At 68.2% G+C, this 25,397-nt stretch carries 25 protein-coding genes and 1 pseudogene; 11 read left to right on the top strand and 15 right to left on the bottom strand.

The features are described 5' to 3' along the window. Positions 1-228 (top strand): annotated as a pseudogene (locus A5714_RS27015) (hypothetical protein); the annotation flags it as partial. Here the strand turns inward: A5714_RS27015 and A5714_RS07845 are convergent. From A5714_RS07845 to A5714_RS07830, 4 genes are read right to left on the bottom strand one after another with little or no spacing between them, the layout of a single operon-like run. Continuing rightward, positions 214-1,764 (bottom strand): acetolactate synthase large subunit, encoded by a 1,551-nt coding sequence (locus A5714_RS07845; protein ID WP_068284386.1) that lies wholly within the window; start codon positions 1,762-1,764, stop codon positions 214-216. The pseudogene A5714_RS27015 and the gene A5714_RS07845 overlap by 15 nt on opposite strands. After that, positions 1,761-2,585 carry an amidohydrolase family protein gene (locus A5714_RS07840; protein WP_068284384.1) on the bottom strand — a complete coding sequence of 275 codons (825 nt, stop codon included), beginning with the start codon at positions 2,583-2,585 and terminating at the stop codon, positions 1,761-1,763. The genes A5714_RS07845 and A5714_RS07840 overlap by 4 nt, the downstream gene beginning before the upstream one ends. Before the next feature lie 23 nt (positions 2,586-2,608). Further along, on the bottom strand, positions 2,609-3,376 hold the full coding sequence (locus A5714_RS07835; protein WP_068284382.1) for a fructosamine kinase family protein: 768 nt from the start codon (positions 3,374-3,376) through the stop codon (positions 2,609-2,611). Positions 3,377-3,379: 3 nt separating this feature from the next. Further along, positions 3,380-5,032 carry an acyl-CoA synthetase gene (locus A5714_RS07830; protein ID WP_068284381.1) on the bottom strand — a complete coding sequence of 551 codons (1,653 nt, stop codon included), beginning with the start codon at positions 5,030-5,032 and terminating at the stop codon, positions 3,380-3,382. Positions 5,033-5,066: 34 nt separating this feature from the next. On the opposite strand from A5714_RS07830, the gene A5714_RS07825 reads away from it, so the two are divergent. Next, entirely contained in the window at positions 5,067-5,909 is an 843-nt protein-coding gene (locus A5714_RS07825; protein WP_156747219.1) for a crotonase/enoyl-CoA hydratase family protein, read from the top strand. Between the two features lie 102 nt (positions 5,910-6,011). Here the strand turns inward: A5714_RS07825 and A5714_RS07820 are convergent, their stop codons facing one another. Next, positions 6,012-7,235: a cytochrome P450 gene (locus A5714_RS07820; RefSeq protein WP_068284379.1), complete on the bottom strand. Its 1,224-nt coding sequence runs from the start codon at positions 7,233-7,235 to the stop codon at positions 6,012-6,014. 42 nt (positions 7,236-7,277) lie between these two features. Between A5714_RS07820 and A5714_RS07815 the strand changes: the two genes are divergently transcribed. Next, complete coding sequence (locus tag A5714_RS07815) at positions 7,278-8,003, top strand: acetoacetate decarboxylase family protein (protein WP_068065920.1); 726 nt, start codon at positions 7,278-7,280, stop codon at positions 8,001-8,003. A gap of 137 nt (positions 8,004-8,140) precedes the next feature. Here the strand turns inward: A5714_RS07815 and A5714_RS07810 are convergent, their stop codons facing one another. Continuing rightward, on the bottom strand, positions 8,141-9,172 hold the full coding sequence (locus A5714_RS07810) for an LLM class F420-dependent oxidoreductase (RefSeq protein ID WP_068065917.1): 1,032 nt from the start codon (positions 9,170-9,172) through the stop codon (positions 8,141-8,143). Positions 9,173-9,236: 64 nt separating this feature from the next. On the opposite strand from A5714_RS07810, the gene A5714_RS07805 reads away from it, so the two are divergent. Genes A5714_RS07805 through A5714_RS07790 form a run of 4 tightly spaced genes read left to right on the top strand, consistent with a single transcriptional unit; the run spans position 9,237 to position 12,918 of the window. After that, positions 9,237-10,232, top strand: coding sequence for a Zn-ribbon domain-containing OB-fold protein (locus A5714_RS07805; protein WP_068065914.1), 996 nt, complete (start codon positions 9,237-9,239; stop codon positions 10,230-10,232). A 14-nt stretch (positions 10,233-10,246) separates the two neighbouring features. Then, positions 10,247-11,311: a thiolase domain-containing protein gene (locus A5714_RS07800; protein ID WP_068065910.1), complete on the top strand. Its 1,065-nt coding sequence runs from the start codon at positions 10,247-10,249 to the stop codon at positions 11,309-11,311. Beyond that, positions 11,311-12,510: a thiolase domain-containing protein gene (locus A5714_RS07795; protein WP_068065907.1), complete on the top strand. Its 1,200-nt coding sequence runs from the start codon at positions 11,311-11,313 to the stop codon at positions 12,508-12,510. Before A5714_RS07800 ends, A5714_RS07795 begins: the two co-directional genes overlap by 1 nt. Further along, positions 12,511-12,918: a nuclear transport factor 2 family protein gene (locus tag A5714_RS07790; RefSeq protein ID WP_068065904.1), complete on the top strand. Its 408-nt coding sequence runs from the start codon at positions 12,511-12,513 to the stop codon at positions 12,916-12,918. Here the strand turns inward: A5714_RS07790 and A5714_RS07785 are convergent. Beyond that, positions 12,915-13,439, bottom strand: coding sequence for a gamma carbonic anhydrase family protein (locus A5714_RS07785; RefSeq protein WP_068065901.1), 525 nt, complete (start codon positions 13,437-13,439; stop codon positions 12,915-12,917). The two genes, A5714_RS07790 and A5714_RS07785, sit on opposite strands and share 4 nt — an antisense overlap. Before the next feature lie 194 nt (positions 13,440-13,633). Here A5714_RS07785 and A5714_RS07780 point away from each other — a divergent pair, with 194 nt between their 5' ends. Together A5714_RS07780 and A5714_RS07775 are read left to right on the top strand one after the other, a co-directional pair. Beyond that, the gene (locus tag A5714_RS07780) at positions 13,634-14,806 is read left to right on the top strand and encodes a Rieske 2Fe-2S domain-containing protein (protein ID WP_068284377.1); all 1,173 of its coding nucleotides are present in this window, start codon (positions 13,634-13,636) and stop codon (positions 14,804-14,806) included. A 5-nt stretch (positions 14,807-14,811) separates the two neighbouring features. Further along, the gene (locus A5714_RS07775; RefSeq protein ID WP_068284375.1) at positions 14,812-15,264 is read left to right on the top strand and encodes a hypothetical protein; all 453 of its coding nucleotides are present in this window, start codon (positions 14,812-14,814) and stop codon (positions 15,262-15,264) included. Positions 15,265-15,486: 222 nt separating this feature from the next. Here A5714_RS07775 and A5714_RS07770 read toward each other — a convergent pair whose 3' ends face one another. The 7 genes from A5714_RS07770 to A5714_RS07740 all read right to left on the bottom strand — a co-directional run bounded on the left by A5714_RS07770 (position 15,487) and on the right by A5714_RS07740 (position 21,832). Continuing rightward, positions 15,487-16,635: a sulfotransferase gene (locus tag A5714_RS07770; protein WP_068284394.1), complete on the bottom strand. Its 1,149-nt coding sequence runs from the start codon at positions 16,633-16,635 to the stop codon at positions 15,487-15,489. A gap of 51 nt (positions 16,636-16,686) precedes the next feature. Continuing rightward, a complete protein-coding gene (locus A5714_RS07765) occupies positions 16,687-17,469 on the bottom strand; it encodes an SDR family oxidoreductase (protein ID WP_068284373.1) in 783 nt (260 codons plus the stop codon). Beyond that, positions 17,466-18,593, bottom strand: a complete 1,128-nt coding sequence (locus A5714_RS07760) for a hypothetical protein (RefSeq protein WP_068284371.1) — start codon at positions 18,591-18,593, stop codon at positions 17,466-17,468. Before A5714_RS07760 ends, A5714_RS07765 begins: the two co-directional genes overlap by 4 nt. Before the next feature lie 88 nt (positions 18,594-18,681). After that, the gene (locus tag A5714_RS07755) at positions 18,682-18,969 is read right to left on the bottom strand and encodes a hypothetical protein (protein ID WP_068065887.1); all 288 of its coding nucleotides are present in this window, start codon (positions 18,967-18,969) and stop codon (positions 18,682-18,684) included. 55 nt (positions 18,970-19,024) lie between these two features. Then, a complete protein-coding gene (dmpG, locus tag A5714_RS07750; protein WP_068065883.1) occupies positions 19,025-20,083 on the bottom strand; it encodes a 4-hydroxy-2-oxovalerate aldolase in 1,059 nt (352 codons plus the stop codon). Continuing rightward, on the bottom strand, positions 20,080-21,000 hold the full coding sequence (locus tag A5714_RS07745; RefSeq protein ID WP_068284370.1) for an acetaldehyde dehydrogenase (acetylating): 921 nt from the start codon (positions 20,998-21,000) through the stop codon (positions 20,080-20,082). Before A5714_RS07745 ends, dmpG begins: the two co-directional genes overlap by 4 nt. Positions 21,001-21,046: 46 nt before the next feature. Then, positions 21,047-21,832 carry a 2-keto-4-pentenoate hydratase gene (locus tag A5714_RS07740; protein WP_068284368.1) on the bottom strand — a complete coding sequence of 262 codons (786 nt, stop codon included), beginning with the start codon at positions 21,830-21,832 and terminating at the stop codon, positions 21,047-21,049. 72 nt (positions 21,833-21,904) lie between these two features. On the opposite strand from A5714_RS07740, the gene kstD reads away from it, so the two are divergent. Both kstD and A5714_RS07730 read left to right on the top strand, forming a co-directional pair. Next, positions 21,905-23,587, top strand: coding sequence for a 3-oxosteroid 1-dehydrogenase (kstD, locus tag A5714_RS07735; protein ID WP_068284392.1), 1,683 nt, complete (start codon positions 21,905-21,907; stop codon positions 23,585-23,587). Position 23,588: 1 nt separating this feature from the next. Continuing rightward, complete coding sequence (locus tag A5714_RS07730) at positions 23,589-24,449, top strand: MaoC family dehydratase (RefSeq protein WP_068284366.1); 861 nt, start codon at positions 23,589-23,591, stop codon at positions 24,447-24,449. A gap of 91 nt (positions 24,450-24,540) precedes the next feature. Here the strand turns inward: A5714_RS07730 and A5714_RS07725 are convergent, their stop codons facing one another. Then, positions 24,541-25,380: a hypothetical protein gene (locus A5714_RS07725; protein WP_068284364.1), complete on the bottom strand. Its 840-nt coding sequence runs from the start codon at positions 25,378-25,380 to the stop codon at positions 24,541-24,543. Positions 25,381-25,397: the final 17 nt, after the last annotated feature.

The raw sequence follows: 25,397 nt of genomic DNA, 5'->3' as shown, positions 1-25,397 counted from the left end.
GGCCGAGGCCATCGCGGCGAGCCGGTCGGGTCCGCGCATCTCCACCCTGATCCTGCCCGCGGACGTGTCCTGGTCCGGCAATTCGGCATCGTGCCGACGCCGTCGGGGCAGTGGGGCGTGGCGCTGGCGGCTGAGGTGCACGACGGCGTCTTCGAGACCGGCGTCGCGGTGCTCGACACTTTGTCGGAGTGGCTGCTGAGCCGGCTGCCCGGGTTAGCCCGTTATTGAGGGGACGACCGCCTCGATCAGATGCGGTCCCGGCTCGGCGAAGGCCGCGCGCAGGGCTTCGGTGAACTCCTCGGCGGTGCTGGCGCGCCGGGCCGGCACCCCCATGCCCTCACTGATCTTCACGAAATCCATTGTGGGCCTTGCCAAATCCAGCAGGTTAAGCGCCTTGGGCCCGGGTGCCGATCCGGCGCCCACCCGCGCCAGTTCGATCCGCAAGATGTCGTAGGCGCTGTTGTTGTAGACCACGGTCGTGACGTCGAGGCGCTCCCGCGCCTGGGTCCACAGTCCCGAGATCGTGTACATCGCCGAGCCGTCGGACTCCAGGCACAGCACCGGTCGACCGGGCGCTGCCACCGCAGCCCCGATCGCGGCGGGAATGCCGTAGCCGATCGCCCCACCGGTCAGCGTCAACCAGTCGTGGGCCGGCGCTCCCGCGGTGGCCGTCGGCAACAGCACCCCGGACGTGTTGGCCTCGTCGACCACGATCGCCCGCTCGGGCAGCAGCGCCCCGATCACGGCGGCCGCCGATGCGGCCGTCAAAGCGCCGGTGGGCATTTCGGGGCGCGACGCGGCCGCCACCGACGCGCTCGTTCCGGGTGCCACCTCGTCGGCCACCGCGCTCAGCGCCTCGGCGGCGCCGCTGTGCTCGGCAAGCAGGTGCACCTCGCAGCCGGCGGGCACGAGGTCGCTCGGCATGCCCGGGTAGGCGAAGAACGACACCGGCGATTTCGCGCCGGCCAGCACGAGGTGCTTGGCACCGTCGAGTTGCGCGGCGGCGGCCTCGGCGAAGTACGCGAGGCGCTCGACCGCGGGAACGCCGGCGCCTCGTTCCAGCCGGGTGGGGAACGTCTCACACAGCAACCGCGCCCCGGTCGCCTGAGCGATGCGCGACGCGGCGGCCAAGCCGGGGCCGCGGGTGGCGTCACCGCCGATCATCAGCACGGTGGGTTCCCCCGAGCGCAGCACCTCGACCACCTCGAACGCCAACCGCGGCTCGGCGCCCGCCGGCTGCGCGGGCAGCGGCCCGGCCGGCCGCGCCCCGTCGGACCAGGACACGTCCGCGGGCAGGATCAGGGTGGAGATGCGCGGACCCGACCGGCTCGCCGCGATGGCCTCGGCCGTGTCGGTGGCGACGGCGGCGGTGCTCGTCGTGCGGCGCGCCCACCCCGACACCGTGCCCGCGACGGCGTCGATGTCGGATTCCAGTGGGGCGTCGTACTTTTTGTGATAGGTGGCGTGGTCGCCGACGACCACCACCATCGGCACCCGGGCCCGCCGTGCGTTGTGCAGGTTGGCCAGGCCGTTGCCCAGCCCCGGACCCAGGTGCAGCAGCACGGCGGCGGGCCGATCGGCCATGCGGGCGTAGCCGTCGGCGGCTCCCGTGGCGACGCCTTCGAAAAGGACCAGCACGCCGCGCATGTCGGGAACGTCGTCCAGCGCCGCGACGAAGTGCATCTCCGACGTGCCCGGGTTGGCGAAGCACACGTCGATCCCGCCGTCGACCAGGGTGTTGATCAACGCCTGCGCACCGTTCACGCGATTCCCTCCAGGTTGAAGACGCCCACGGCGTTGTCGTGCAGAAAGTCTCGGCGCGCCGCGTCGGTCAGGCCCAGCCCGTCCAGTCCGGCCAGCGCATGCTGGTGGGCGATCATCGGATAGTTGGTGCCGAACAACACCTTTCGTTGACCGGTGCCGGTCTTCATGAATCTGACGAGTTCGTCGGGCAACCGCTTCACGGTGTAGGCGGAGGTGTCGATGTAGACGTTCGGGTGTTTGCGGGCCACGGCGACCATCTCCTCGGTCCACGGATAGCCGACGTGCCCGCAGACGATCACCAGCTCCGGGAAGTCCAGGGCCACCTGATCGATGTAGGGGATCGGACGGCCAGTTTCGGAGGGGCGCAGCGGGCCGGTGTGCCCCACCTGGGTGCAGAACGGCACGCCGAGCTGCACGCACTCGGCGAACAGGGGGTAGTAGCGGCGGTCGGTGGGCGGCGCGTTCCACAACCACGGCACCACCCGCAGGCCCCGGAATCCTTCACCCACCCGGCGCCGAAGTTCCCGCACGGCCGCCATGGGGCGGTCCAGGTCCACCGCCGCCAGGCCGACGAACCGGTTCGGCTGCGACCGAATCCACTGCGCCACCTCGTCGTTGGAGATCAGGTCCTGCCCGTTGGGGCCCTGCCAGGCGCTGAGGATGCCGAGTCCGACACCGGCGGCGTCCATCGCGGCGACCGTCGCCTCGATCGGGATGTCGCCGTCGGGGAGCGCATCACCGGTCCAGCGGCGCAGGGACGCCAGCATGTCGCTGCGCAGGAACCGCGCGGTGGGATGCTGCATCCAGACGTCGATCGTCATCGGCTCCAACCTAGCTGAGCCGGTCAGGCGGCGAGCGCGGCGCGGGCGGCGGCCTCGGTCTGCCGCGCATACCCGCCGCCGAACAACACGACGTGTGCCAGCAGCGGGAACAGCTGATGCAGCCCGATCCGGTCGCGCCAGCCTGCCCGCAATGGGCGCACCCGCTGATAGGCGTCCAGAATCTCATCGAGGTGCGGGCAGCCGAACAGCGCCAGCATGGCCAGGTCGGTCTCGCGGTGCCCGCTGTGCGCGGCGGGATCGATCAGCACCACCCCGCCCGGCGTCCACATCACGTTGCCGCTCCACAGGTCGCCGTGCAGCCGCGCCGGGTGCTCGTCGTCGTCGAAATCGCCGGCCCGGCAGCGCCGCCCAACCGCGTCGAGCGCGGCCCGCGTCGACGCGTCGAGCCGAGGCGCGGCGAGCTCGGCCATGGGCGTCAGCCGCTCGTCGGCGTAAAACTCGCCCCAGCGCTCGCGTCGGCGCAGCGACATCGGCAGTGGCTGCGCCAGCGGGCCGAAGAAGCCCAGCCCGTCCCAGCCGTCGGGCCCCGCCCCGAACGCGGCTCCGCCGGCGTCGTGCGTCACGGCCAACCGGCCACCGAACTCGCGCGCCGCCGCGGGGCTCGGGGCCACCGATTCCAGCCGCTGCAGCGCCAGGCTGCTCGCGTCGTGAGCGACGACACGGGCGCACGGCACACCGCCGTCGACGCTCGCCAGCCAGCGCAGCCCCGCGGCCTCCCAGCCGAAGAAACCCTCGGGCGCGTCGGGGTGCCGCTTGACGAAGTCGGTCAAGTGTCAGGCGGTCACGTGGCTCGCGTGCACGTCGTCGGCCGGGCGCGCCTCGGTCTGTTCCTTGGCCCACCGGTAGTCGGGCTTGCCGGCCGGCGACCGCTTGACCTCGTCGACCAGCCACAGGCTGCGCGGCACCTTGTAGCCCGCGATCTCGGAGCGCACGAAGGCGTCGAGGTCCGCCAGCGACGGCCGGCAGCCGGCCCGCGGCTGCACGACCGCGGCCACGTGCTGGCCGTAGCGGGGGTCGGGCACGCCGACGACCAGGGCGTCGAACACGTCGGGATGGCCCTTCAGCGCCGCCTCGACCTCTTCGGGGTAGATCTTCTCGCCGCCGCTGTTGATCGACACCGACCCGCGGCCCAGCATGGTGACGGTGCCGTCCTCCTCGACCAGCGCCCAGTCGCCCGGGATGGCGTAGCGCACCCCGTTGATCGTCTTGAACGTCTCGGCGGTCTTCTTCTCGTCCTTGTAGTAGCCGACGGGGATGTTGCCCTTCTTGGCGATGAACCCGCGCACGCCCGAGCCCGGCTTGACCTCGTTGCCGTCGTCGTCGAGCACGACCGTGCGGTGGTCGATGGTCACCCGCGGCCCGCCGCTGTGCGGGGCGTCCTTGGCGACGATGCTGGTGCCGCCGAAGCCGGTCTCCGAGGAACCGATGGAATCGGTGATCACCCGGTTCGGCAGGAGTTCCAGCAGCCGCTCCTTGATGCTCGGCGAGAACAGCGCGGCGGTCGAGGCGAGCAGGAACAGCGAGGAGAGATCGTATTCGTTGCCCTTGTCTTGATGGGCCAGCAGCGCATCGAGCAGCGGCCGGGCCATGGCGTCACCGGTGAAGAAGAGCAGGTTGACCTTGTGGTCGTGGATGGTGCGCCACACCGCGTCGGCGTTGAATTCCGGTGCCAGGACGGTGGTTTGACCGGAGAAGATGGACATCCAGGTGGCCGACTGGGTGGCGCCGTGGATCATCGGCGGGATCGGGTAGCGCACCATCGGCGGGTTGGCGGCCGCGGCCTTCGCCAGGTCGTACTCGTCGGCGATGAATTCGCCCGTGGCGAAGTCGGTTCCGCCGAACAGCACCCGGTAGATGTCCTCGTGGCGCCACATCACGCCCTTGGGGAAGCCGGTGGTGCCGCCGGTGTAGAGCAGGTAGATGTCGTCGGCGCTGCGCTCGCCGAAGTCGCGCTCCGGCGAGCCCTGCGCGATCGCGGAGTAGAACTCGACGCCGCCGTAGCGCTGGTAGTCGTTGTCGCTGCCGTCCTCGATCACCAGGATCGTCTTGACGTCGGGCGTGTCCGGCAGCACGTTGGCCACCCGGTCGGAGTACTGGCGTTCGTGCACCAGCGCGACCATGTCCGAGTTGTCGAACAGGTAGCGCAGCTCGCCCTCGACGTAGCGGTAGTTGACGTTGACCAGAATGGCGCCGGCCTTGACGATGCCCAGCATCGCGATGACGATCTCGATGCGGTTGCGGCAGTACAGGCCGACCTTGTCGTCCTTGCGCACGCCCTGGTCGAGGAGGTAGTGCGCCAGCCGGTTGGCCTTCTCCTCGAGTTCGGCGTAGGTCAGCTTCTCGTCACCGCAGATCAGGGCGACACGGTCGGGCACAGCGTCGATGGCGTGCTCTGCGAGATCGGCAATATTCAGGGCCACGGCCACCAAATTAGAACGTGTTACATTTCTTGACAAGCTCATGCTCATTGACGAGGGAAAGGCGGCAGCCGTGGTCGAGGCTCCAGCAAACGAACAATCGGGTCCCGACGCGATCGTCGAGCAGCGCGGACACACCCTCATCGTCACCCTGAACCGGCCGCACGCGCGCAACGCGCTGAGCACGGCAATGATGGAAATCATGGTCCAGGCCTGGGACCGCGTCGACAACGATCCCGACATCCGGTGCTGCATCCTGACCGGCGCCGGTGGTTACTTCTGCGCCGGCATGGACCTCAAGGCGGCAACCAAGAAGCCGCCGGGCGAATCCTTCAAGGACGGCAGCTACGACCCGTCACGAATCGACGCGCTGCTCAAGGGCCGCCGGCTCACCAAACCGTTGATCGCCGCCGTGGAAGGGCCCGCCATCGCCGGGGGCACCGAGATCCTGCAGGGCACCGATATCCGCATCGCCGGCGAGAGCGCCAAGTTCGGCATCTCCGAGGCCAAGTGGAGCCTGTACCCGATGGGCGGCTCCGCGGTGCGGTTGGTGCGCCAGATCCCCTACACCGTGGCCTGTGACCTGCTGCTGACCGGGCGGCACATCACCGCCGTGGAGGCCAAGGAGATGGGCCTGGTGGGGCACGTCGTCCCGGACGGGCAGGCGCTGGCCAAGGCGCTGGAGATCGCCGAGATCATCGAGAACAACGGGCCGCTGGCCGTGCAGGCGATCCTGCGGGCGATCCGCGAGACCGAGGGCATGCACGAGAACGACGCCTTCAAGATCGACACCCAGATCGGCATCAAGGTCTTCCTGTCCGACGACGCCAAGGAAGGCCCCCGCGCGTTCGCCGAGAAGCGCAAGCCCAACTTCCAGAACAAGTAGCCGGCCGCTCGCGGGCAAAGGCATCATCGCTCGCGAGCGTAAGGCCACTGCGGAAATCTCCGCGAGTTTTCGCAGTGGCCTTGCGCTCGCGACCAGAACGCGTCAGCTCAGCAGCGGCGCGCTGGGGGTGAACACCACCGGCATCGACTCCAGGCCGCTGACGAAGTTCGCCGGGCGCAGCGGCAGCGTCGAGTCGTCGTCGGCCAGCCTCAGGTCGGGCAGTCGCTTGAGCACCCGCTCGGTCATCATCGACAACTCCAGCCGGGCCAACTGGTTACCCAGGCAGAAATGCGACCCGAAGCCGAACGCCATGTGGCTGTTCGGGTTTCGCCGAATGTCAAAAGAATCGGGGTCGTCGAACACGTTTTCGTCGAAGTTGCCCGACTCGAAGAGCAGCATGATCTTCTCGCCCTCGCGCAGCGCCGTCCCGTGAAAGTCGGTGTCCGCCGTCAGGATTCGGCACATGTTCTTCACCGGCGAGGTCCAGCGCAGCATCTCCTCGATGGCGCCCGGCAGCAACGACGGATCACGCACCAACGCGTCCCACTGGTCGCGGTGGCGCACCAGCTGCTCGGTGCCGCCGCTGAGGGTGTGCCGGGTGGTCTCGTCACCACCGATGAGGATCAGCAGCGTCTCCATGACGATCTCGTCGTCGGACATCCGCTGCCCCTCCACCTCGGCGTTGACCAGGATGGAGAACAGGTCCTCGGTGGGCTCGGAGCGCCGCTTGGCGATGATGTCCATGGTGAACGCGGTGTAGGCGGCGAAGGCGTTCATCACCGTCTGGAATTCCGTTGAGGCGGGGTCGATGTGCGAACTCAGCCCGCACACCAGGTCGTCCGACCACTTCAAAAGCATGCCGCGCTCCTCGGGCAGCACGCCGAGCATGTCACCGATGACCGCCATCGGCAGCGGGGCCGCGATGTCGCGCACGAAGTCGCACTCGCCGCGCTCACACACCGCGTCGATCAGGGTGTCACACAGCGTGGCGATCGACGGTTCCTTCTCCTTGACCCGCTTGCGGGTGAAGCCGGCGTTGACGAGCTTGCGCCGCAACAGGTGTGCGGGATCGTCCATGTCGATCATGTACGGCATCCCCGGCTGGTCCGGGCGGATCCCGCCGGTGCTCGAGAACAACTCCGGGTTACGCTCGGCGTCGAGGATGGCTTGATACGTGGTGGCGCCGGCCAACCCATTGCGATCGCGGAACACCGGCTGGTTGGCGCGCATCCAGCGATACGCCTCGCGCGAAGCGGCCCGATCGGCATAGAAGTTGCCGTCGGCCAGGTCGATGTCGCGGATCGCGTCGGGGATGGTCGTCGTCATTGAGGGCCTCCAAAGGTTAACGAAAGGATTACAGTAACCGCCATGCCTAGTTCACAACACATCGTCGCCGGGACGGTGCTCACCATGCCGGTGCGGATCCGCAAGGCCGACGTGCACACCGCGATGTTTTCCGTCGATGCCCAAGCGGCCCAGCGGCTTATCGACTACAGCGGGTTGCGAGTGTGCGAACACCGCCCGGGGCGCGCCGTCGTCAACCTGATGCTGGTGCGCTACGTCGACGGTGATCTGGGGCAGTACCACGAGTTCGGTACCGCGGTGATGGTCAATCCGCCCGGGTCGAACGCGCGGGGGCTGCGGGCGCTGGGTGCGGCGGCCGCGCTGATCCACCACCTGCCGGTCGACCAGAGCTTCACTCTCGAGGCGGGGCGCTCCATCTGGGGTTTCCCGAAGATCATGGCCGAGTTCACCGTTCGGGAACACGGGGGCCGGTTCGGGTTCGACGTCAGCGCCGACGGCGCGCACATCGCCGGCATCGACTTCGGCCGGGCCGTGCCGGTGCCGTCGGTGCTCACCTCGCGCCCGCAGGTGCTCAAGACCTACACGCACGCCGACGGCACCACCCGCGAGGTGCCTTGGGAGATGCGGGTCCGCGGCGCGCGCGGCCGGCTCGGCGGCGCGACGTTGCGGTTGGGCGAGCACCCCTACGCCAAGGAACTGGCGTCGCTGGGACTGCCGCGGCGGGCGATGGTGAGCGGTTCGGTCGGCCACGTCGAGATGACCTTCGACGACGCCCACCCGCTCGGCTGACCGCCCGGCCCCGGGTCGACCGCCCGGCGCGTCGCCGCGCGGCGGCGTGCTCGGGCGTGTCATCCGGACAATCTAGAACGCGTTCTAAGCCGCTGGCAAGGAAAATAGAACGTGTTCTAGTCGGTGCCGCGCGTCGGTCAGATCAGGGTCGCCAGCTCTTGGACCTGCTCCGTACTGCGTCCCGACACCACCATCATCGTTACTCCGGCGGCCTCCCACGCCTTGATCTGCTTACGCACGTAGTCGACATCGCCGACGATCGCGGCGTCGTCGATGACCTCGTCGGGGATGATCTCGGCGGCCTTGTCCTTCTGATTGCTACGGAACAGCCTGGTGACGTCGTCGACCACTTCCGCGTAACCCATCCGGCGATAGACGTCGGCGTGAAAGTTGGTGTCCTCGGCGCCCATCCCGCCCATGTACAGCGCGATGTAGGGCTTCATGGCCGCGAACGCGGCGGGCCGGTCCTCGGTGATGACGATGTTGGCCGTCGCGCAGATCTCGAAGTCCTCGCGGCCGCGGCGCGCGCCGGGCCGGGCGAAGCCCTCGTCGAGCCACTCGTTGTAGGTGTCGGCCATGCGCGGCGTGTAGAAGATGGGCAGCCAGCCGTCGCAGACCTCGGCGGCCAGCGCGACGTTCTTCGGGCCCTCGGCCCCGAGCATGATCGGGATGTCGGCGCGCAGCGGGTGCGTGATCGGCTTGAGCGGCTTGCCCAGGCCCGTGGTGCCCTCGCCGGTCCGCGGTAGCGGGTAGTGCGGGCCGTCGCTGGTCACGGGCTTCTCCCGGGCCCACACCTGGCGGATGATGTCGACGTATTCGCGGGTGCGGGCCAACGGCTTGGGGAACGACTGGCCGTACCAGCCCTCCACCACCTGCGGGCCCGAGACGCCGAGGCCCAGGATGTGGCGACCGCCGGACAAGTGGTCGAGCGTCAGCGCGGCCATGGCGCACGCCGTCGGGGTGCGCGCGGACAACTGCACCACCGACGTGCCCAGCCGCAGCCGCTGGGTCGACGAGCCCCACCAGGCCAGCGGCGTGTACGCGTCGGACCCCCATGCCTCGGCGGTGAAGACGGCGTCGAATCCGGCCGCTTCAGCGGCGGCGACGAGTTCGGCGTGGTTCTGCGGCGGCTGCGCGCCCCAATACCCAAGTTGCAGTCCCAGCTTCATAGTCCTCGCCCTTCCGGCAGACCCGATGTTGAAACGGTTCTTAGAACCTGTTCTACTCGATGGCGTGACAGCCACTTCGAGCGGCCCGACCACCATCGATCACTCCGAGCCGCCTCTCTCCGCGCCGTTAACCCTGTCCTTCGACTACACCCGTTCGGTCGGTCCGACGCTGGGCAAGTTCTTCACTGCACTGCGCGACCGTCACGTGCTGGGGGTACGCGGATCCGATGGCCGGGTGCATGTTCCGCCCGCGGAATATGACCCGGTCACCTACGAGCCGCTGGGCGAGATGGTACCGGTGTCCAGCGTCGGCACCGTCGTCTCCTGGGCCTGGCAGCCCGACCCGATCGAGGGCCAACCGCTGGACCGGCCGTTCGCGTGGGCGCTCATCACGCTCGACGGGGCGGACACGCCGCTGCTGCATGCGGTGGACGCCGGCGAGCCCACGAACATTCGCACCGGCTCCAGGGTGCACGTGCACTGGGCCGACGAGCCGGTGGGCGCCATCACCGACATCGCCTACTTCGAGTTGGGCGACGAGGCGGAACCGGTGTCGGAACAGGCTGGCGCCGAACAAGATCCGGTTACCATGGTCGTCACGCCGATCTCGCTGACCATCCAGCACACCGCCTCGCACGAGGAGAGCGCCTACCTGCGCGCCATCGCGCAGGGCCGGCTCCTGGGCGCCAAGACCGGCGAACACGGCAAGGTCTACTTCCCGCCCCACGGCGCGGATCCGGCCACCGGCCAGCCGACCACCGACTTCGTCGAGCTGCCGGACAAGGGCACGGTGACGACGTTCGCCATCATCAACATCCCGTTCCAGGGTCAGCGCATCAAGCCGCCCTACGTGGCGGCCTACGTGCTGCTCGACGGCGCCGACATCCCGTTCCTGCACCTGGTCGCCGACATCGACGCGCACGAGGTGCGCATGGGCATGCGGGTCGAGGCGGTCTGGAAACCCCGCGACGAGTGGGGATTTGGGATCGACAACATCGAGTACTTCCGGCCGACCGGGGAACCGGACGCGGAGTACGACACCTACAAGCACCACCTGTAAAGGGCTTAGAACACATGAGCGCTCGCAACGTTGCGGTGGTCGGCTTTGCCCACGCCCCGCATGTCCGCCGCACCGACGGCACCACCAACGGCGTGGAGATGTTGATCCCGTGCTTCGGCCAACTGTACGAGGACTTGGGCATCACCAGGGCCGACATCGGTTTCTGGTGCTCGGGCTCCTCGGATTACCTTGCCGGCCGGGCTTTCTCGTTCATCTCGGCCATCGACTCGATCGGCGCCGTGCCGCCGATCAACGAGTCGCACGTCGAGATGGACGCGGCCTGGGCGCTTTACGAGGCCTACATCAAGATCCTCACCGGTGAGGTCGAGACCGCGCTGGTGTACGGCTTCGGAAAGTCCTCGGCCGGGATCCTGCGCCAGATCCTGTCGCGCCAGACCGACCCCTACACGGTCGCGCCGCTGTGGCCGGACTCGATCTCGATGGCCGGGCTGCAGGCCCGGATGGGTCTCGACGCCGGCAAGTGGACGCAGGAACAGATGGCGCGGGTGGCCTTCGACTCCTTCGCCAACGCGCGCCGCGTGGACAACGTGGAGGGCTCGATCAGCGTCGCGGAGCTGCTCGAGCGGCCGTTCTTCGCCGAGCCGTTGCGCCGGCACGACATCGCGCCGATCACCGACGGTGCCGCCGCAATCGTCCTGGCCGCCGACGACCGTGCGCGGGAGCTGCGCGAAAACCCGGCCTGGATCACGGGAATCGAGCACCGCATCGAGTCCCCCGCCCTGGGTCTGCGCGACCTGACCGAGTCGCCGTCGACCAAGGCGGCGGCCCATGTCGCCACGGGTGGCCGGACCGACAACCTCGACGTCGCCGAAATCTGCGCGCCCTTCACCCATCAGCACCTGATCCTGGAGGAGGCCATTCGGATTCCGGGGCCGACCAAGGTCAACCCGTCCGGTGGCGCGCTGGCGGCCAACCCGATGTTCGTCGCCGGCCTGGAACGTATCGGCTTTGCAGCACAACATATCTGGAGCGGATCGGCCGAGCGTGTGCTGGCGCACGCCACCAGCGGCCCCGCGCTTCAGCAGAACCTGGTTGCGGTCATGGAAGGGAAGAACTGATGGCCGGTGCGGGAGCGAACCTCGCCGCGGTACTGGGTACCGGGCAGACGAAGTATGTGGCCAAGCGCCAGGACGTTTCGATGAACGGGTTGGTGCGCGAGGCGATCGACCGCGCCCTGGCCGACTCGGGATCGACCTTCGACGACATCGACGCCGTCGTGGTGGGCAAGGCCCCCGACTTCTTCGAGGGCGTGATGATGCCGGAGCTGTTCATGGCCGACGCCGTGGGCGCCACGGGCAAGCCGCTGATCCGGGTGCACACCGCCGGTTCGGTCGGCGGCTCCACCGGCGTGGTGGCCGCCAGCCTGGTGCAGTCGGGCAAGTACAAGCGCGTGCTGGCGATGGCGTGGGAGAAGCAGTCGGAGTCGAACGCCATGTGGGCGTTGTCGATTCCGATTCCCTTCATCAAGCCGGTGGGCGCCGGTGCGGGCGGCTACTTCGCCCCGCACGTGCGTTCCTACATCCGCCGCTCCGGCGCGCCCACCAACATCGGGGCCATGGTCGCGGTCAAGGACCGGCTCAATGGCAGCAAGAATCCGCTGGCGCACCTGCAGCAAGCCGACATCACCGTGGAGAAGGTGATGGCATCGCCGATGCTGTGGGACCCGATCCGCTACGACGAGACCTGCCCGTCGTCCGACGGCGCGGCCGCCGTCGTGATCGGTGACGAGCAGGCCGCGGAAGCCCGGCTGTCGCAAGGACATCCGGTGGCGTGGATTCACGCGACCGCGTTGCGCACCGAGCCCCTGCAATTCGCCGGGCGCGACCAGGTCAGCCCGCAGGCCGGCCGCGACGCGGCCGCCGCGCTGTGGAAGGCCGCCGGCATCGAGAGCCCCATCGACGAGATCGACGCGGCCGAGATCTACGTTCCGTTCTCCTGGTTCGAGCCGATGTGGCTGGAGAACCTCGGCTTTACCCCCGAGGGCGAGGGCTGGAAGCTCACCGAGGCGGGCGAAACCAAGATCGGTGGTCGGCTGCCGGTCAACCCCTCGGGCGGCGTGCTGTCGTCGAACCCGATCGGCGCGTCGGGCCTGATCCGCTTCGCCGAGGCGGCGATCCAGGTGATGGGCAAGGGCGGCGACCACCAGGTGCCCAACGCGCGAAAGGCGTTGGGGCACGCCTACGGCGGCGGCTCGCAGTACTACTCCATGTGGGTGGTCGGGGCGGACAAGCCGACGCCCGAAAAAGTCGGTGCGTGAATGACTGAGCACCCCGCGCACGAGGCGGGCCGCCGCTCCCGCGAGGCCGTCGCGGCGCGGGACAAGCAGGCGTGGCTGGCGGTGTTCGCCGACGACGCCGTCGTCGAGGACCCGATCGGGCCGTCGGCCTTCGATCCCGAGGGCAAGGGCCACCGCGGCCGGGCCGCAATCTCGGACTTCTGGGACAAGGCCATCGCCCCCACCACCAAGATCGAATTCGTCTTCAACGACACCTACCAGTGCGGCAACGAGGAGGCCAACGTCGGCCACATCCTCATCACCACCGGCGACTACGTCACGACCGCCGAGGGCGTGTTCACCTACAAAGCCAACGACGAGGGCCAGCTGGTCGCCCTGCGCGCCTATTGGGAGATGGAGCGCGCGGCGGCCAACACCCGCAAGGCCTAGATCGGCTCGAGGCCGGCCAGGTGCCGCTGCGCGAGGTCGCGGTAGGCCTGCGGGTTCACGTTGATCCACATCTCCGCGCCGGTTCCCGCGATGGGCCCCTTCACCTGCGCCGGCGAGCCGACCGCCAACACGCCAGCGGGGATATGCGTGCCGGCCACCACCAGCGAGTGCGCGGCGATCAGGCTGCGCGCGCCGATCACGGCCCCGTCCAGCACGGTGGCGTGGTTGGCGATGAGCGCCTCGGGCCCGACGTGCACGCCGTGAATGACGCACAGATGCGCCACGGTGGCGCCGGGACCGATGTCGACCGGGATGCCCGGCGGCGCGTGCAGCACCGAGCCGTCCTGGACGTTGGCGCCCTCCCGCACCACAATGGGGCCGTAGTCGCCGCGCAGGACGGCGTTGAACCAGATGGAGGCCCCGGCCTCGACGGTGACGTCGCCGATCAGGGTGGCGGTCGGGGCGACGAACGCGGTGGGATCGACCCGCGGCGCCCGCCCCTCGAAGGCATACAGCGGCATCGTCTAGATATACACCAACGCGCATATGTCGCAGCCGGCGCGGCCGTCACCGCATGCCGCCGCCGTTGCCGGAGGCGTCCGTCACGGGCCGCCGCCGTTGCGGGAGGCGTCAGTCACGGGCCGCGTCGTTGCGCGCCCCCGCCGCAAAACTGTAACGTGTTCTAGTTAGAGGTCCTGCGAGTTGGAGGTGACTGGTGAGTACCGACACCAAGGCGGTCGGCATCCGGGAGATCGATCCCGGCGCCCTGCCGACCAGGTACGCCCGCGGCTGGCACTGCCTGGGCGTCGCGAAGGACTTCCAGGACGGCAAGCCGCACCCGGTGGAGGCGTTCGGCACCAAGCTGGTGGTCTTCGCCGACTCGCAGGGCGACATCAAGGTGCTCGACGGCTACTGCCGGCACATGGGCGGCGACCTGTCCGAGGGCACCATCAAAGGCGACGAGGTCGCCTGCCCGTTCCACGACTGGCGCTGGGGCGGTGACGGCCGTTGCAAGCTGGTGCCGTACGCGAAGCGGACGCCCAAGACGGCGCGGACCCGGGCGTGGACGACCGACGTGCGCGGGGGCCTGCTGTTCGTCTGGCACGACCACGAGAACAACCCGCCCGACCCTGCCGTCCGCATCCCCGACATCCCGGAGTCGCACAGCGACGAGTGGACCGAGTGGCGGTGGAACCGCATCCTCATCGAGGGCTCCAACTGCCGCGACATCATCGACAACGTCACCGACATGGCGCACTTCTTCTACATCCATTTCGGGTTGCCGACGTACTTCAAGAACGTGTTCGAGGGTCACATCGCCTCGCAGTACCTGCACAACGTGGGCCGGCCCGACGTCAACGACCTCGGCACGTCTTACGGTGAGGCGCATCTGGACTCCGAGGCGTCCTACTTCGGGCCGTCGTTCATGATCAACTGGCTGCACAACAGCTACGGCGGCTACAAGGCCGAGTCGATCCTGATCAATTGCCACTATCCGGTGACCCAGAATTCGTTCGTGCTGCAGTGGGGCGTGATCGTCGAAAAGCCCAAGGGCATGGACGAGAAGATGACCGACAAGCTGTCGCGCGTCTTCACCGAGGGCGTCAGCAAGGGCTTCCTGCAGGACGTCGAGATCTGGAAGCACAAGACCCGCATCGACAACCCGCTGCTGGTCGAGGAGGACGGTGCCGTCTATCAGCTGCGCCGCTGGTATCAGCAGTTCTACGTCGACGTCGCCGACATCGAGCCGGAGATGGTGGAGCGCTTCGAGATCGAGGTGGACACCACCAGGGCCAACGAGTACTGGAACGCCGAGGTCGAGCAGAACCTCAAGGCCCGGGAAGCCGAGTCGGAGGCGGCCGAAGAAGTTCCCGCCGAACAACACTGACGCCCATGCCTGACGATCAGTCGGCGGTGCCCGACGTCGACCAGCTGGCGCGGTCGATGCTGTTGCTGCACGGCGACGGGCACGACCACGAGGACAGGCCGGCCCGCGAGGGCGGGTCTCGATCCTGGTCGAAGTCAAGGGATTTCGCGAACGACCCGGAGCGGGCGGCCGCGGTCCGTGAGGCCAGCCGCGCGGACCGCGAGCGGTATCTCACGTCGGGGCTGCTGCCGGTCGACTGCCGGTTCTGCCACGTCAGCGTGACGGTCCGCCGGCTCGGGCCCGGGCACACCGCGGTGCAATGGAACACCCAGGCGTGGCAGCGCTGCGCCTACTTCACGGAGGTGCGCGAGTCCGGCGGCGACACCGCCCGGACGCGCTCGTGCCCGAAACTGAGCGACAGCATCGAGCACGCGGTCGCCGAGGGCTATCTCGACGGCGCCCCGGACGACGAGGACTGACTCTGGCCCCACCGGTCCCATGGGCCGCACCGGCCCCGGCCAGCAGGGCATATCGGTTTGTGCCCGCCTCATAGCGACAACGCCTAGCGGCGAGCGCGGCGAGCGCGGCAAGCGCGGCGGCGAGCGCGACAGTAAGCGCGGGCATGACGGCAGCGGCGGCGGTAAGCGGCAAGCGCGGCGAGCGGCAGGGCACCCCGGCAGGCAGTCACCCCGGCGCGGCGCTCACAGGCCCGCGAAGCGCTCCTTGACCTCTTCGGCGGTAAGGCCGTAATCGGCCAGCGAGTACTTGTGCTTGGGGGCCCGCGCGCCGGTCTGACTCTCGGCGTGGCTGTCCTCCATGGCCTTTCGGGCCTCGTCGGTCAGCTCCAGGCCGAAGTGGCGGTACACGCCGGCGACCGTCCCGAGCGGATCGGCGATCAGGTCGTGGTAGTCGACGTCATAGAACTGGGCGGCGTCGTGTTTGGCGCGCTCGGTGTTGAAGCGCTGTAAGCCCCGCGACCAGGTTTCCATGGCGTCGGCACCGATCTGGGCGCCGGAGAACGTCGTCGACCAGCCCTCGGCGGTGTGCTGGGCCAGCGAACACATCGACGCCAGGATGGTCTCCACCGGCCGGTGGGTCTGGATCACCAACGCGTCGGGATACGTCGCCATCAACGCGTCGAGGGCGAACAGGTGGCTGGGATTCTTGAGCACCCACCGCTTGTCGGCGTCGTTGAGCCCGATCAACTGCAGGTTCCGCCGATGCCGCTGATACGACGGTGTCCAGTCCTGCCGCGACAGCCACTGCGAATAGGTGGGCAGGTGCGCCAGCGTCTCGTAGGACACCGAATGTAGCGACTGCCGCAGCAGCTGCCAGCACTCCTCGAGCTCGTAGGCGGCCATGAAATGCAGGCCGGTGTACTCCGGATTCTCGGCGTGAGCCTTGTCGAACTGGGCGTTCAATTGGCTGTACCACGGATTGGAATCCCAGGTGTCGCGCGGCGGCCGCGGCTGCGGGAACTCCGCCAGCCACAGATGCAGGCCCTGGTGCAGCGGGTCCGCGCCCAGGAGCCGGTGCAGGATCGTGGTGCCGGTGCGCGGCAGCCCGGTGACGAAGATCGGCCGCTCGATGCCGACGTCGGCGTGCTGCGGGTACTGCTTCCAGGCGGACTCGGAGAACAGCCTGGCCACCAGCGCGCCGCGCAGGAAGAACCGATTCATCTTGCTGCCGAACTCGGTGAGTCCCGCGTCGCGCTGGTAGGACTCCAACAGCACGGCGAGGGCCTCGCGGTAGTTGTCGTCGTCGACCCCGAAGTCATCGAGGCCGACCAGCTTGGTCGCCGACGCATGCAGGTCCTCGACGGTGCCGACGTTGGTGCGCTCACCCGTCATCTCCGCCATCTCCTTCTCATCGCCTCGCGCTCTGCATCGTCGATGGCGGCATCAGGTGTGGTACTCCCCGCAATTGACATCCAGGGTCTGTCCGGTGATGCCGCTGGACAGGTCGCTGGCCATGAACAGGATCGCCGAGGCCACCTCGTCCTCGGTCGGCAGTCGCTTCAGGTCGGAGCCGGCGGCAGTGGCCTCGTAGATCTGCTCGGCGGTGGTGCCGTACTTGCCTGCCTGGTGGTTGAAGTAGCCCTGCAGTGTCTCACCCCAGATATAGCCCGGCGCAACGGAATTGACCCGGATTCCCTGCTCGCCCAGCTCGGTGGCCAGCGAATGCGACATCGACAGCAGCGCCGACTTGGCCATCTTGTAAGCGCCGTACTTCGCCTGCGAGTGCCGCAGCACCATGGAATTGACGTTCACGATCGAGCCCTTCGACTCGGCCAGCGCCGGCGTGAACCCCTGGATGAGCCGCAGCGCGCCCAGCGCGCTCAGCTCGATCGCGTCGCGAATATGCTGAAAGCTGGTGCCGGAGAACGGCTTCAGCGACGGCACGCGGAACGCGTTGTTGATCAACACGTCGACTTTGCCGTAGGCCTCCAGGGTGGCGTCGACAAGGTTGCTGACCTGGTCGTCGTCGGTGATGTCGGTGCGCACCGTGACGGCCCGGCCTCCGAGGTCGGCGATCTGTTTGGCGACGTCGTCCAGGCGTTCCGGCGTGCGGGCAGCCAGGACCAGGTCCGCGCCTTCGCGCGTGCACCGGTGCGCCAGCGTGGTGCCCAGGCCGGGGCCGACGCCGCTGATGACCACCACCTTGCCGTCGAGCAGCTTCGTCATCCCAACATCCTTGCCTGAATCTGTTGCTGGCGCAGGGCGATTCGAGCACGCCAATCGTCTTCGGAGATTTTATTCTGCTCGAAGTAGGGCAGCTTGCTTGCCACCGCGTCGAGGTCGACCAGCTCGACGGTGGGCCCGTCGGCCTCGGTCAGCTCGCGAGACACCCGCTGCCAGCGAAATTGCAGGTAGCCGCGTCGGTGATCGAGGGTTTCCACCCAGTTCGTGACACCCGGGTTACCGTCCGAGACGACGATGCGGACCTTGCCATCCGGATCCGCTTGTGCCTGAGTGTTATTCAGCGAGGTCTGGTGGTTGATGTAGTCCAGCGAGATGTACCACAGGCTGCCCAGCTGGAAGCCGAGGTAGGGGGCGTCGCTGACCGGGATGGTGATGATCAGCGCCTGGTCGGGTCGCAGGTCCCAATGACCCACCGAGGAATACTGGGTCGCCAGCCCGCCCGGGGTCAACCGCGGCGCCACCATGGTGTTGACCGGCAGATTGTCATAGAACCACTGCGGAAACTGCAGCCAGGTCTTCACCCGCTGCACCAGTTGCTTTCCGGCTGTGGCGTAGCGCTTTTCGATCAGCTCGCGAGTCAGCGGCGGCGGCGCGGTGCCGGCGGTGTCGAGCCTGGAGATGGCGAGCGTGCCGCGCTGGGCCGCCCAGTCGCCGTAGACCTCGCGGATCACCAGCTGTCCCGCGTTGGTCGGTCGGACCCGCCACTCGAACGCGCCGTCCGCGTCGATCTGCAGCTCGCGGTCGTCGAATGCGGCCTGGCTGACGGGCACGAAGTCGTCGGTGTATTCACCGCCGAGCAGTTGGAAGCTCAGGTCGGTGGTGGTGCCGCGCCGGCCGGTGACCAGGTACTCGTGGCCGGCGTGCACACGGGTGCCGAAGTAGAGCGTGTCCGGGTTGTCCAGGCCCATCTTGGTGAACGGCCCGGTGCCCGACTGCAGGAAGGGGTGATCGCGGTCGTAGTCGAACGCCAGATGCACACAGCCCGAGACGCAGCCGGCGAGGTACTGCAGCCCTTCCAGCAGGTCGGCCTCGGACTCGATGAACGGCGCGGCGGCCACCAGAGCCTCGGCCTCGGCGATCGCGGACGTCAGGGGTTCAGAGAACACGCCTTGACGCTAGAACGTGTTCTACTTTTTCGTCAATGGCGAACATTCCCGCGTGTCGTCCGCGGTCACCGACGACGAGCGCGGCTCACTACGACGTGCACCGCTGCGACAGGTCGATCAGGTGCTGCCGCACGTCGGGATGCCGGTTCAGGTAGTCCAGGACGTTGGGGCCGCCGCCCTCAGCCTCGGACCTGGCTTGCAGCTGCGCGTGAATGTCGGGATGCCGCTGCAGGTACGAGTCGATCGACTGCCCCACGGTCTGGTTGCAGGGGGCCGCGTCGGCGGTGCCCGCCACGGGCAGCGCGATCACGGTCGCGGCGGTCGCCACCAGCAGCCCCCGGGCGATCAGGCCGGCCACTTTGGATGTCGTACGCATGCACCAAAGATTACCCGCGGTCGCTATGCGTGGCCTGTGCGCTTTGCCGGGCCGGTCAGCGGCCGGCCGAGGCGCCTGCCTGCTGCTCGCGTTTGATCTCCAGCGCGATGTCGATGAGCTGGTCCTCCTGACCGCCGATGAGCTTGCGCTGACCAGCCCGGTGCAGCAGCTGGTGCGCCGGCACCCCGTAGCGCTCGGACTGGCGGATCGCGTGTTTGAGGAAGCTCGAGTACACCCCGGAGTAACCCATGATCAGGGCGTTGCGGTCCAGCAGGCACTCGGCGGGCATCGCCGGGGCCACCACCTCCTCGGCGGCGTCGGCGATGTCGAAGAAGTCGATGCCGGTCTTGACGCCGATCTTGTCGAACACCCCGATGAGCGCTTCGACCGGCGCGTTGCCCGCGCCGGCGCCGAACCGGCGGCACGAGCCGTCGATCTGCTTGGCGCCCGCCCGCACGGCCTCCACGCTGTTGGCCACGCCGAGCCCGAGGTTCTCGTGCCCGTGGAAGCCCACCTGGGCGTCGTCGCCGAGCTCGGCGACCAGCGCCGCCACCCGGTCGCGCACGCCCTCGAGGACCAGCGCACCGGCGGAGTCCACGACGTAGACGCACTGGCACCCCGCGTCGGCCATGATGCGGGCCTGCTCGGCCAGCTTTTCCGGCGCGATGGTGTGCGACATCATGAGGAACCCGACGGTTTCCAACCCCAGCTCTCGGGCCAGGCCGAAATGCTGGATGGAGACGTCGGCCTCGGTGCAGTGCGTGGCGATCCGGCAGATCGAGCCGCCGTTGTTCTGGGCCTCCTTGATGTCCTCCTTGGTGCCCACGCCGGGCAGCATCAGGAAGGCGATCTTGGCCTCTTTGGCGGTCTGCGCGGCGAGCTTGATCAGCTCCTGCTCCGGGGTTTTGGAGAACCCGTAGTTGAAGCTGGAACCGCCCAGCCCGTCGCCGTGGGTGACCTCGATGACCGGCACGCCGGCGGTGTCGAGGGCCGCCACGATGGCCCCGACCTCCTCGGCGGTGAATTGGTGGCGCTTGTGGTGCGAGCCGTCGCGCAGCGACGTGTCGGTCATCCGGACGTCCCAGATGGGGTTGAAGAAGATATCGGAGGTCATGCCTGGGCTCCTTGCGTGGCGGCGCCGAGGGATTCCCGGGCGATCTCCTCGCCGACCTTGGTGGCCGCGGCGGTCATGATGTCGAGGTTGCCGGCGTAGGGGGGCAAATAGTCCCCGGCGCCTTCCACCTCGACGAAGGTGGTGACGACGGCCTGGCCGCCGGAATGCACCGACGGCTCGTCGAACTGGGGCTCGTTGAGCAGCCGATAGCCGGGCACGTAGGTCTGCACTTCGGCCACGACGTCGCGGATCGACTGCGCGATCGCGTCGCGGTCGGCGTCGGTGGGGATGGCGCAGAAGATGGTGTCGCGCATGATCATTGGCGGGTCGGCCGGGTTCAAGATGATGATCGCCTTGCCGCGCCGAGCGCCGCCGATGGTCTCGACGCCCTTGCTGGTGGTCTTGGTGAACTCGTCGATGTTGGCGCGGGTGCCGGGTCCGGCGGACACCGACGCCACCGACGCCACGATCTCGGCGTAGGGCACCTCGACGACGCGGCTCACGGCGTAGACGATCGGGATGGTCGCCTGACCCCCGCAGGTGATCATGTTGACGTTGGGCGCGTCGAGGTGCTCGCGCAGGTTGGCGGGCGGGATGACCGCCGGGCCGACGGCGGCCGGGGTCAGGTCGATCGCCCGGATCCCCGCGGCCTCGTATTTGGGCGCGGCGTCGCGGTGCACGTACGCGCTGGTCGCTTCGAACACCAGGTCGGGCTTGTCCGGCTGGGCCAACAGCCAGTCGACCCCTTCGTGGGTCGTCTCCAGACCCAGCTTGCGGGCGCGGGCCAGGCCCTCGCTCTCGGGGTCGATGCCCACCATCCAGCGCGGTTCCAACCAATCCGACCGCAGCAATTTGTAGAGCAGGTCAGTGCTGATGTTTCCCGACCCGACAATGGCCACGCTCGCCTTAGCCGGCATGTAATCGCTCCTGTATTCAGCTATTGAATTCACGAATCGCTCGCAATTATTCGAACGACAACCTGACGGAACCGAGGCCAGTGAAGTCGGCGACGAATTCGTCGCCGGCGTGTGCATCTATCGCCCGCATGCATGACCCCGGCAATACCACGTCGCCTTTGTGCAACCGTACGCCGAAGCCGTCCACCTTGCGGGCCAGCCAAGCCACCGCGGTCACCGGGTTGCCCAGCACCGCGTCGCTGCGGCCCTGCGCCACCACCTCGCCGTTGCATTTGAGGACGGCGTCGATCGCCTTGAGATCGATGTCGTGGGGGGATACCCGACCCTGTCCGAGCACGAATCCCGCCGACGACGCGTTGTCGGCGATGGTGTCGCAGAGTTCGATCTTCCAATCGGTGATGCGGGTGTCGATCAATTCGATGGACGGGCAGACCGCCTCGGTGGCCGCCAACACGTCGTCCTCGGTGCAACCGGCGCCGGGCAGGTCCGCCTTGAGGATGAAGCCGACCTCCACCTCGACACGGGGATACAGGTAGCGGCTGGCCCGCACCGGGGTGTCTTCGAACAACTGCATCTCGTCGAGCAGGTGGCCGTAGTCGGGCTCGTCGACGCCCATCATCTGCTGGATCGCCTTCGACGACAGCCCGACTTTGTGGCCCAGCACCCGGGCGCCCTCGGCGACCCGCTGGCGGATGTTGATCAGCTGGATCTCGTAGGCGTCGACGACGTCGATCTCCGGGTGAGCAGCGGTGAGCGGGGCAATCGGTTCACGGCTCCGCTCGGCCTGCGCCAGCTCGGCGGCAAGCTCGTCACGTATCGCAACGTTGAGCATCTACGGAAGTCCCCTCGTACGGTTGACCGGCCCAGTAGCGCCCGGCCCGAGCAATTCTATAACGTGTTCTACATGACAGCACAGGAGCTCGACGTCGTCGTAGTCGGGAGCGGCGGAGCCGGCATGGTGGCCGCTCTCACGGCCGCGCATCAGGGACTTTCGACGGTAGTGATCGAGAAGGCTCCCCATTTCGGCGGCTCCACTGCGAGGTCGGGCGGCGGTGTCTGGATCCCCAACAACGACGTTCTCAAACGCGCCCGCGTCAAGGACACCCCGGAGGCGGCGCGCACCTATCTGCACGGGATCGTCGGCGACGTTGTCGAGGCCGAACGCATCGACACCTACCTCGAACGCGGACCCGAGATGCTGTCGTTCGTGCTCAAGCACGCGCCGCTGAAGATGTGCTGGGTGCCGCGGTATTCCGACTACTACCCCGAATCGCCCGGCGGCCGCGCCGAAGGCCGCTCGATCGAGCCGAAGCCGTTCGACGCCCGCAAGCTGGGCCCCGACGAAGCCGGGCTCGAACCCGCCTACGGCAAGGTGCCGCTCAACGTGGTCGTCATGCAGCAGGACTACGTGCGGCTCAACCAGCTCAAGCGGCATCCCCGCGGGGTGCTGCGCAGCCTCAAGGTGGGCGCGCGCACCATGTGGGCGAAGTCGACCGGTAAAAACCTCGTCGGCATGGGCCGCGCCCTGATCGCGCCGCTGCGGATCGGGTTGCAGCGGGCCGGTGTTCCGGTGCTGCTCAACACCGCGTTGACGGACCTCTACGTCGAGGACGGCGTGGTGCGCGGCGTCTACGTCCGCGACACCGGGGCTGCGGAGTCCGCGGAGCCGCGGCTGATCCGTGCCCGGCGCGGGGTGATCCTCGCCAGCGGCGGGTTCGAACACAACGAGCAGATGCGGGTGAAATACCAGCGCGCACCCATCACGACCGAGTGGACCGTCGGCGCGGTGGCCAACACCGGTGACGGCATCGTCGCTGCCGAAAAGCTGGGTGCCGCATTGGAATTGATGGAAGACGCCTGGTGGGGCCCGACGGTCCCGCTGGTGGGGGCGCCGTGGTTCGCGCTCTCGGAGCGCAACTCCCCCGGCTCGATCATCGTCAACATGTCGGGCAAGCGGTTCATGAACGAGTCGATGCCTTACGTCGAGGCGTGCCATCACATGTACGGCGGGGAGTACGGGCAGGGGCCGGGCCCCGGTGAGAACATCCCGGCGTGGCTGGTGTTCGACCAGCAATACCGCGACCGCTACATCTTCGCCGGATTGCAGCCCGGACAACGTATTCCGCGCAAGTGGCTGGAATCCGGCGTCATCGTGCAGGCCGACACCCTCGAGGAGCTCGCCCAGAAGGCGGGGCTGCCGGCGGCCGAGTTGTCGGCGACCGTGGAGCGATTCAATGGGTTCGCCCGGTCCGGGGTCGACGAGGACTTCCAGCGCGGGCTGAGCGCCTACGACCGCTACTACGGTGACCCCACGAACAAGCCGAATCCGAACCTCGGCGAGCTGCGGCACGCGCCGTATTACGCCGCCAAGCTGGTGCCCGGCGACCTGGGCACCAAGGGTGGGGTGCGCACCGACGTCCACGGCCGGGCGCTGCGCGACGACGGCAGCGTCATCGAGGGGCTGTATGCCGCGGGCAATGTCAGTTCCCCGGTGATGGGCCACACCTACCCGGGACCGGGCGGCACCATCGGACCGGCGATGACGTTCGGCTACCTGGCGGCGCTGCACATCGCGAAGGGGAATTGAGATGCCGATCGACGTTGACGTCGCGCTGGCGGCCGAGCTGGATCCCATCGAGTTCGCTTGGGAGAGCAGCGATGTGCAGCTCTACCACCTCGGACTCGGCGCCGGGGCGGACCCGATGAGCCCCCGAGAGTTGCGCTACCTCGTCGACGACACCCCGCAGGTGCTGCCGACGTTCGGCAACGTCGCGGCCACCTTCCACGTCACCAAGCCGCCGACGGTGCGCTTCCCCGGCATCGACATCGAACTGGGCAAGGTGCTGCACGCCAGCGAGCGGGTCGAGGTGCCGGCGCCGCTGCCCCCGTCGGGTTCGGCCACGGCGGTCACCCGGTTCACCGACATCTGGGACAAGGGCAAAGCCGCGGTGTTGTGGAGCGAGACGACGGTGAGCGCCCCCGACGGGACGCTGCTGTGGACGCAGAAGCGGTCGATCTTCGCCCGCGGGGAAGGCGGCTTCGGCGGCGAGCGCGGGCCGTCGACGTCCGACGCGACGCCGGACCGGGCGCCCGACCTGGAGGTCGCGGTGCCGATCCTGCCGCAGCAGGCCCTGCTGTACCGGCTCTGCGGCGACCGCAACCCGCTGCATTCCGACCCCGAATTCGCTGCGGCGGCAGGCTTTTCGCAGCCCATCCTGCACGGGCTGTGCACCTACGGCATGACGTGCAAGGCGATCACCGACGCGGTGCTCGACGGCGACGCCACAGCCGTCGCGGCCTACGGCGCGCGCTTCGCCGGGGTCGCGTTCCCCGGCGAGACGCTGCGGGTCGGCATCTGGAAGGACGACGGCCGCTTCCTGGCGAGCGTTGTCGCGCCCGCGCGCGACAACGCCGTGGTGCTCAGCGGCGTCGAGTTGGTGCCGGCTTAGGTCCTCGAGCGTCTAGCGACCCGACCCCACCCGAGCCCACCACCCGAGTGTGAAGTTAGCTTCACGTTCGCCTGCCAGCGTGAAAGTAGCTTCACGCTCGACGGGCACGGGCGGCGCGTACTCGCCGGACGATATCGGCGGGGCGGTCACCAGCGACCACCCGGATGACGATCCAGCCGAGGCCCTCGAGCATCTCCAATCGCCGGACGTCCCAGGTGTATTGCCGACGGTCGTTGCGGTGTTGCTCACCGTCATACTCGGCCGCGACTTTGACGTCTTCCCAGCCCATATCCAGATAAGCCACCGGCTCACCGAAGTGATCGAAAACTGGGATCTGCGTCTGAGGCGGCGGTAAACCCGCGTGGACGAGCACGACGCGCAGCCACGACTCCTTCGGAGACTGTGCCCCACTATCGAAAAGTGCGAGGGCCTCCCTTGCCTGCACGATGCCGCGGCGGCCCGAGTACCGTTCCGCGAGCAACTCGACATCCGCGGCCTTGATTCGTGTGGCTCGAGCCAATGCGTCGATGCCCGCAACCGCGGCGGTGGTCGGATACCAGCAGCCGATATCCAGAGCCGTCCTGGCTGGTGAGGTCACGGAGATCCCTGCGATGGCGGTGATCTCGTCTTCCTCGATACGGTCCGCGTGAGCCCGAATGCCGGCTTGACGGTGGCGGTTGTCGTGAATGAGGTCCACCACGGTCCCGCCCTCGACCCATTTGCTCCCGTGTAGCGCCGCTGCGGAAAACCCGGCGACCACACCCTGACGGCCCGTCCAAAGCCATCCGGCCCGCGCGCGCAGGGCGGCAGTAACGTCGGCATCCCGACTGACGTAGACGTCTCGGAAAAGTCGGGTATAGCCGCCGGACAACTGACCCCTGGTCAGTGAGCCTCGAGCGATGGCCTCGCTACCAAGGAATGGCTCACCCACGACCGCAGCGTCGCATG

This window comes from Mycobacterium sp. E2462 (assembly GCF_001672685.1).
Lineage (GTDB): Bacteria > Actinomycetota > Actinomycetes > Mycobacteriales > Mycobacteriaceae > Mycobacterium.
This window is presented reverse-complemented; position numbering and strand designations above follow the sequence as displayed.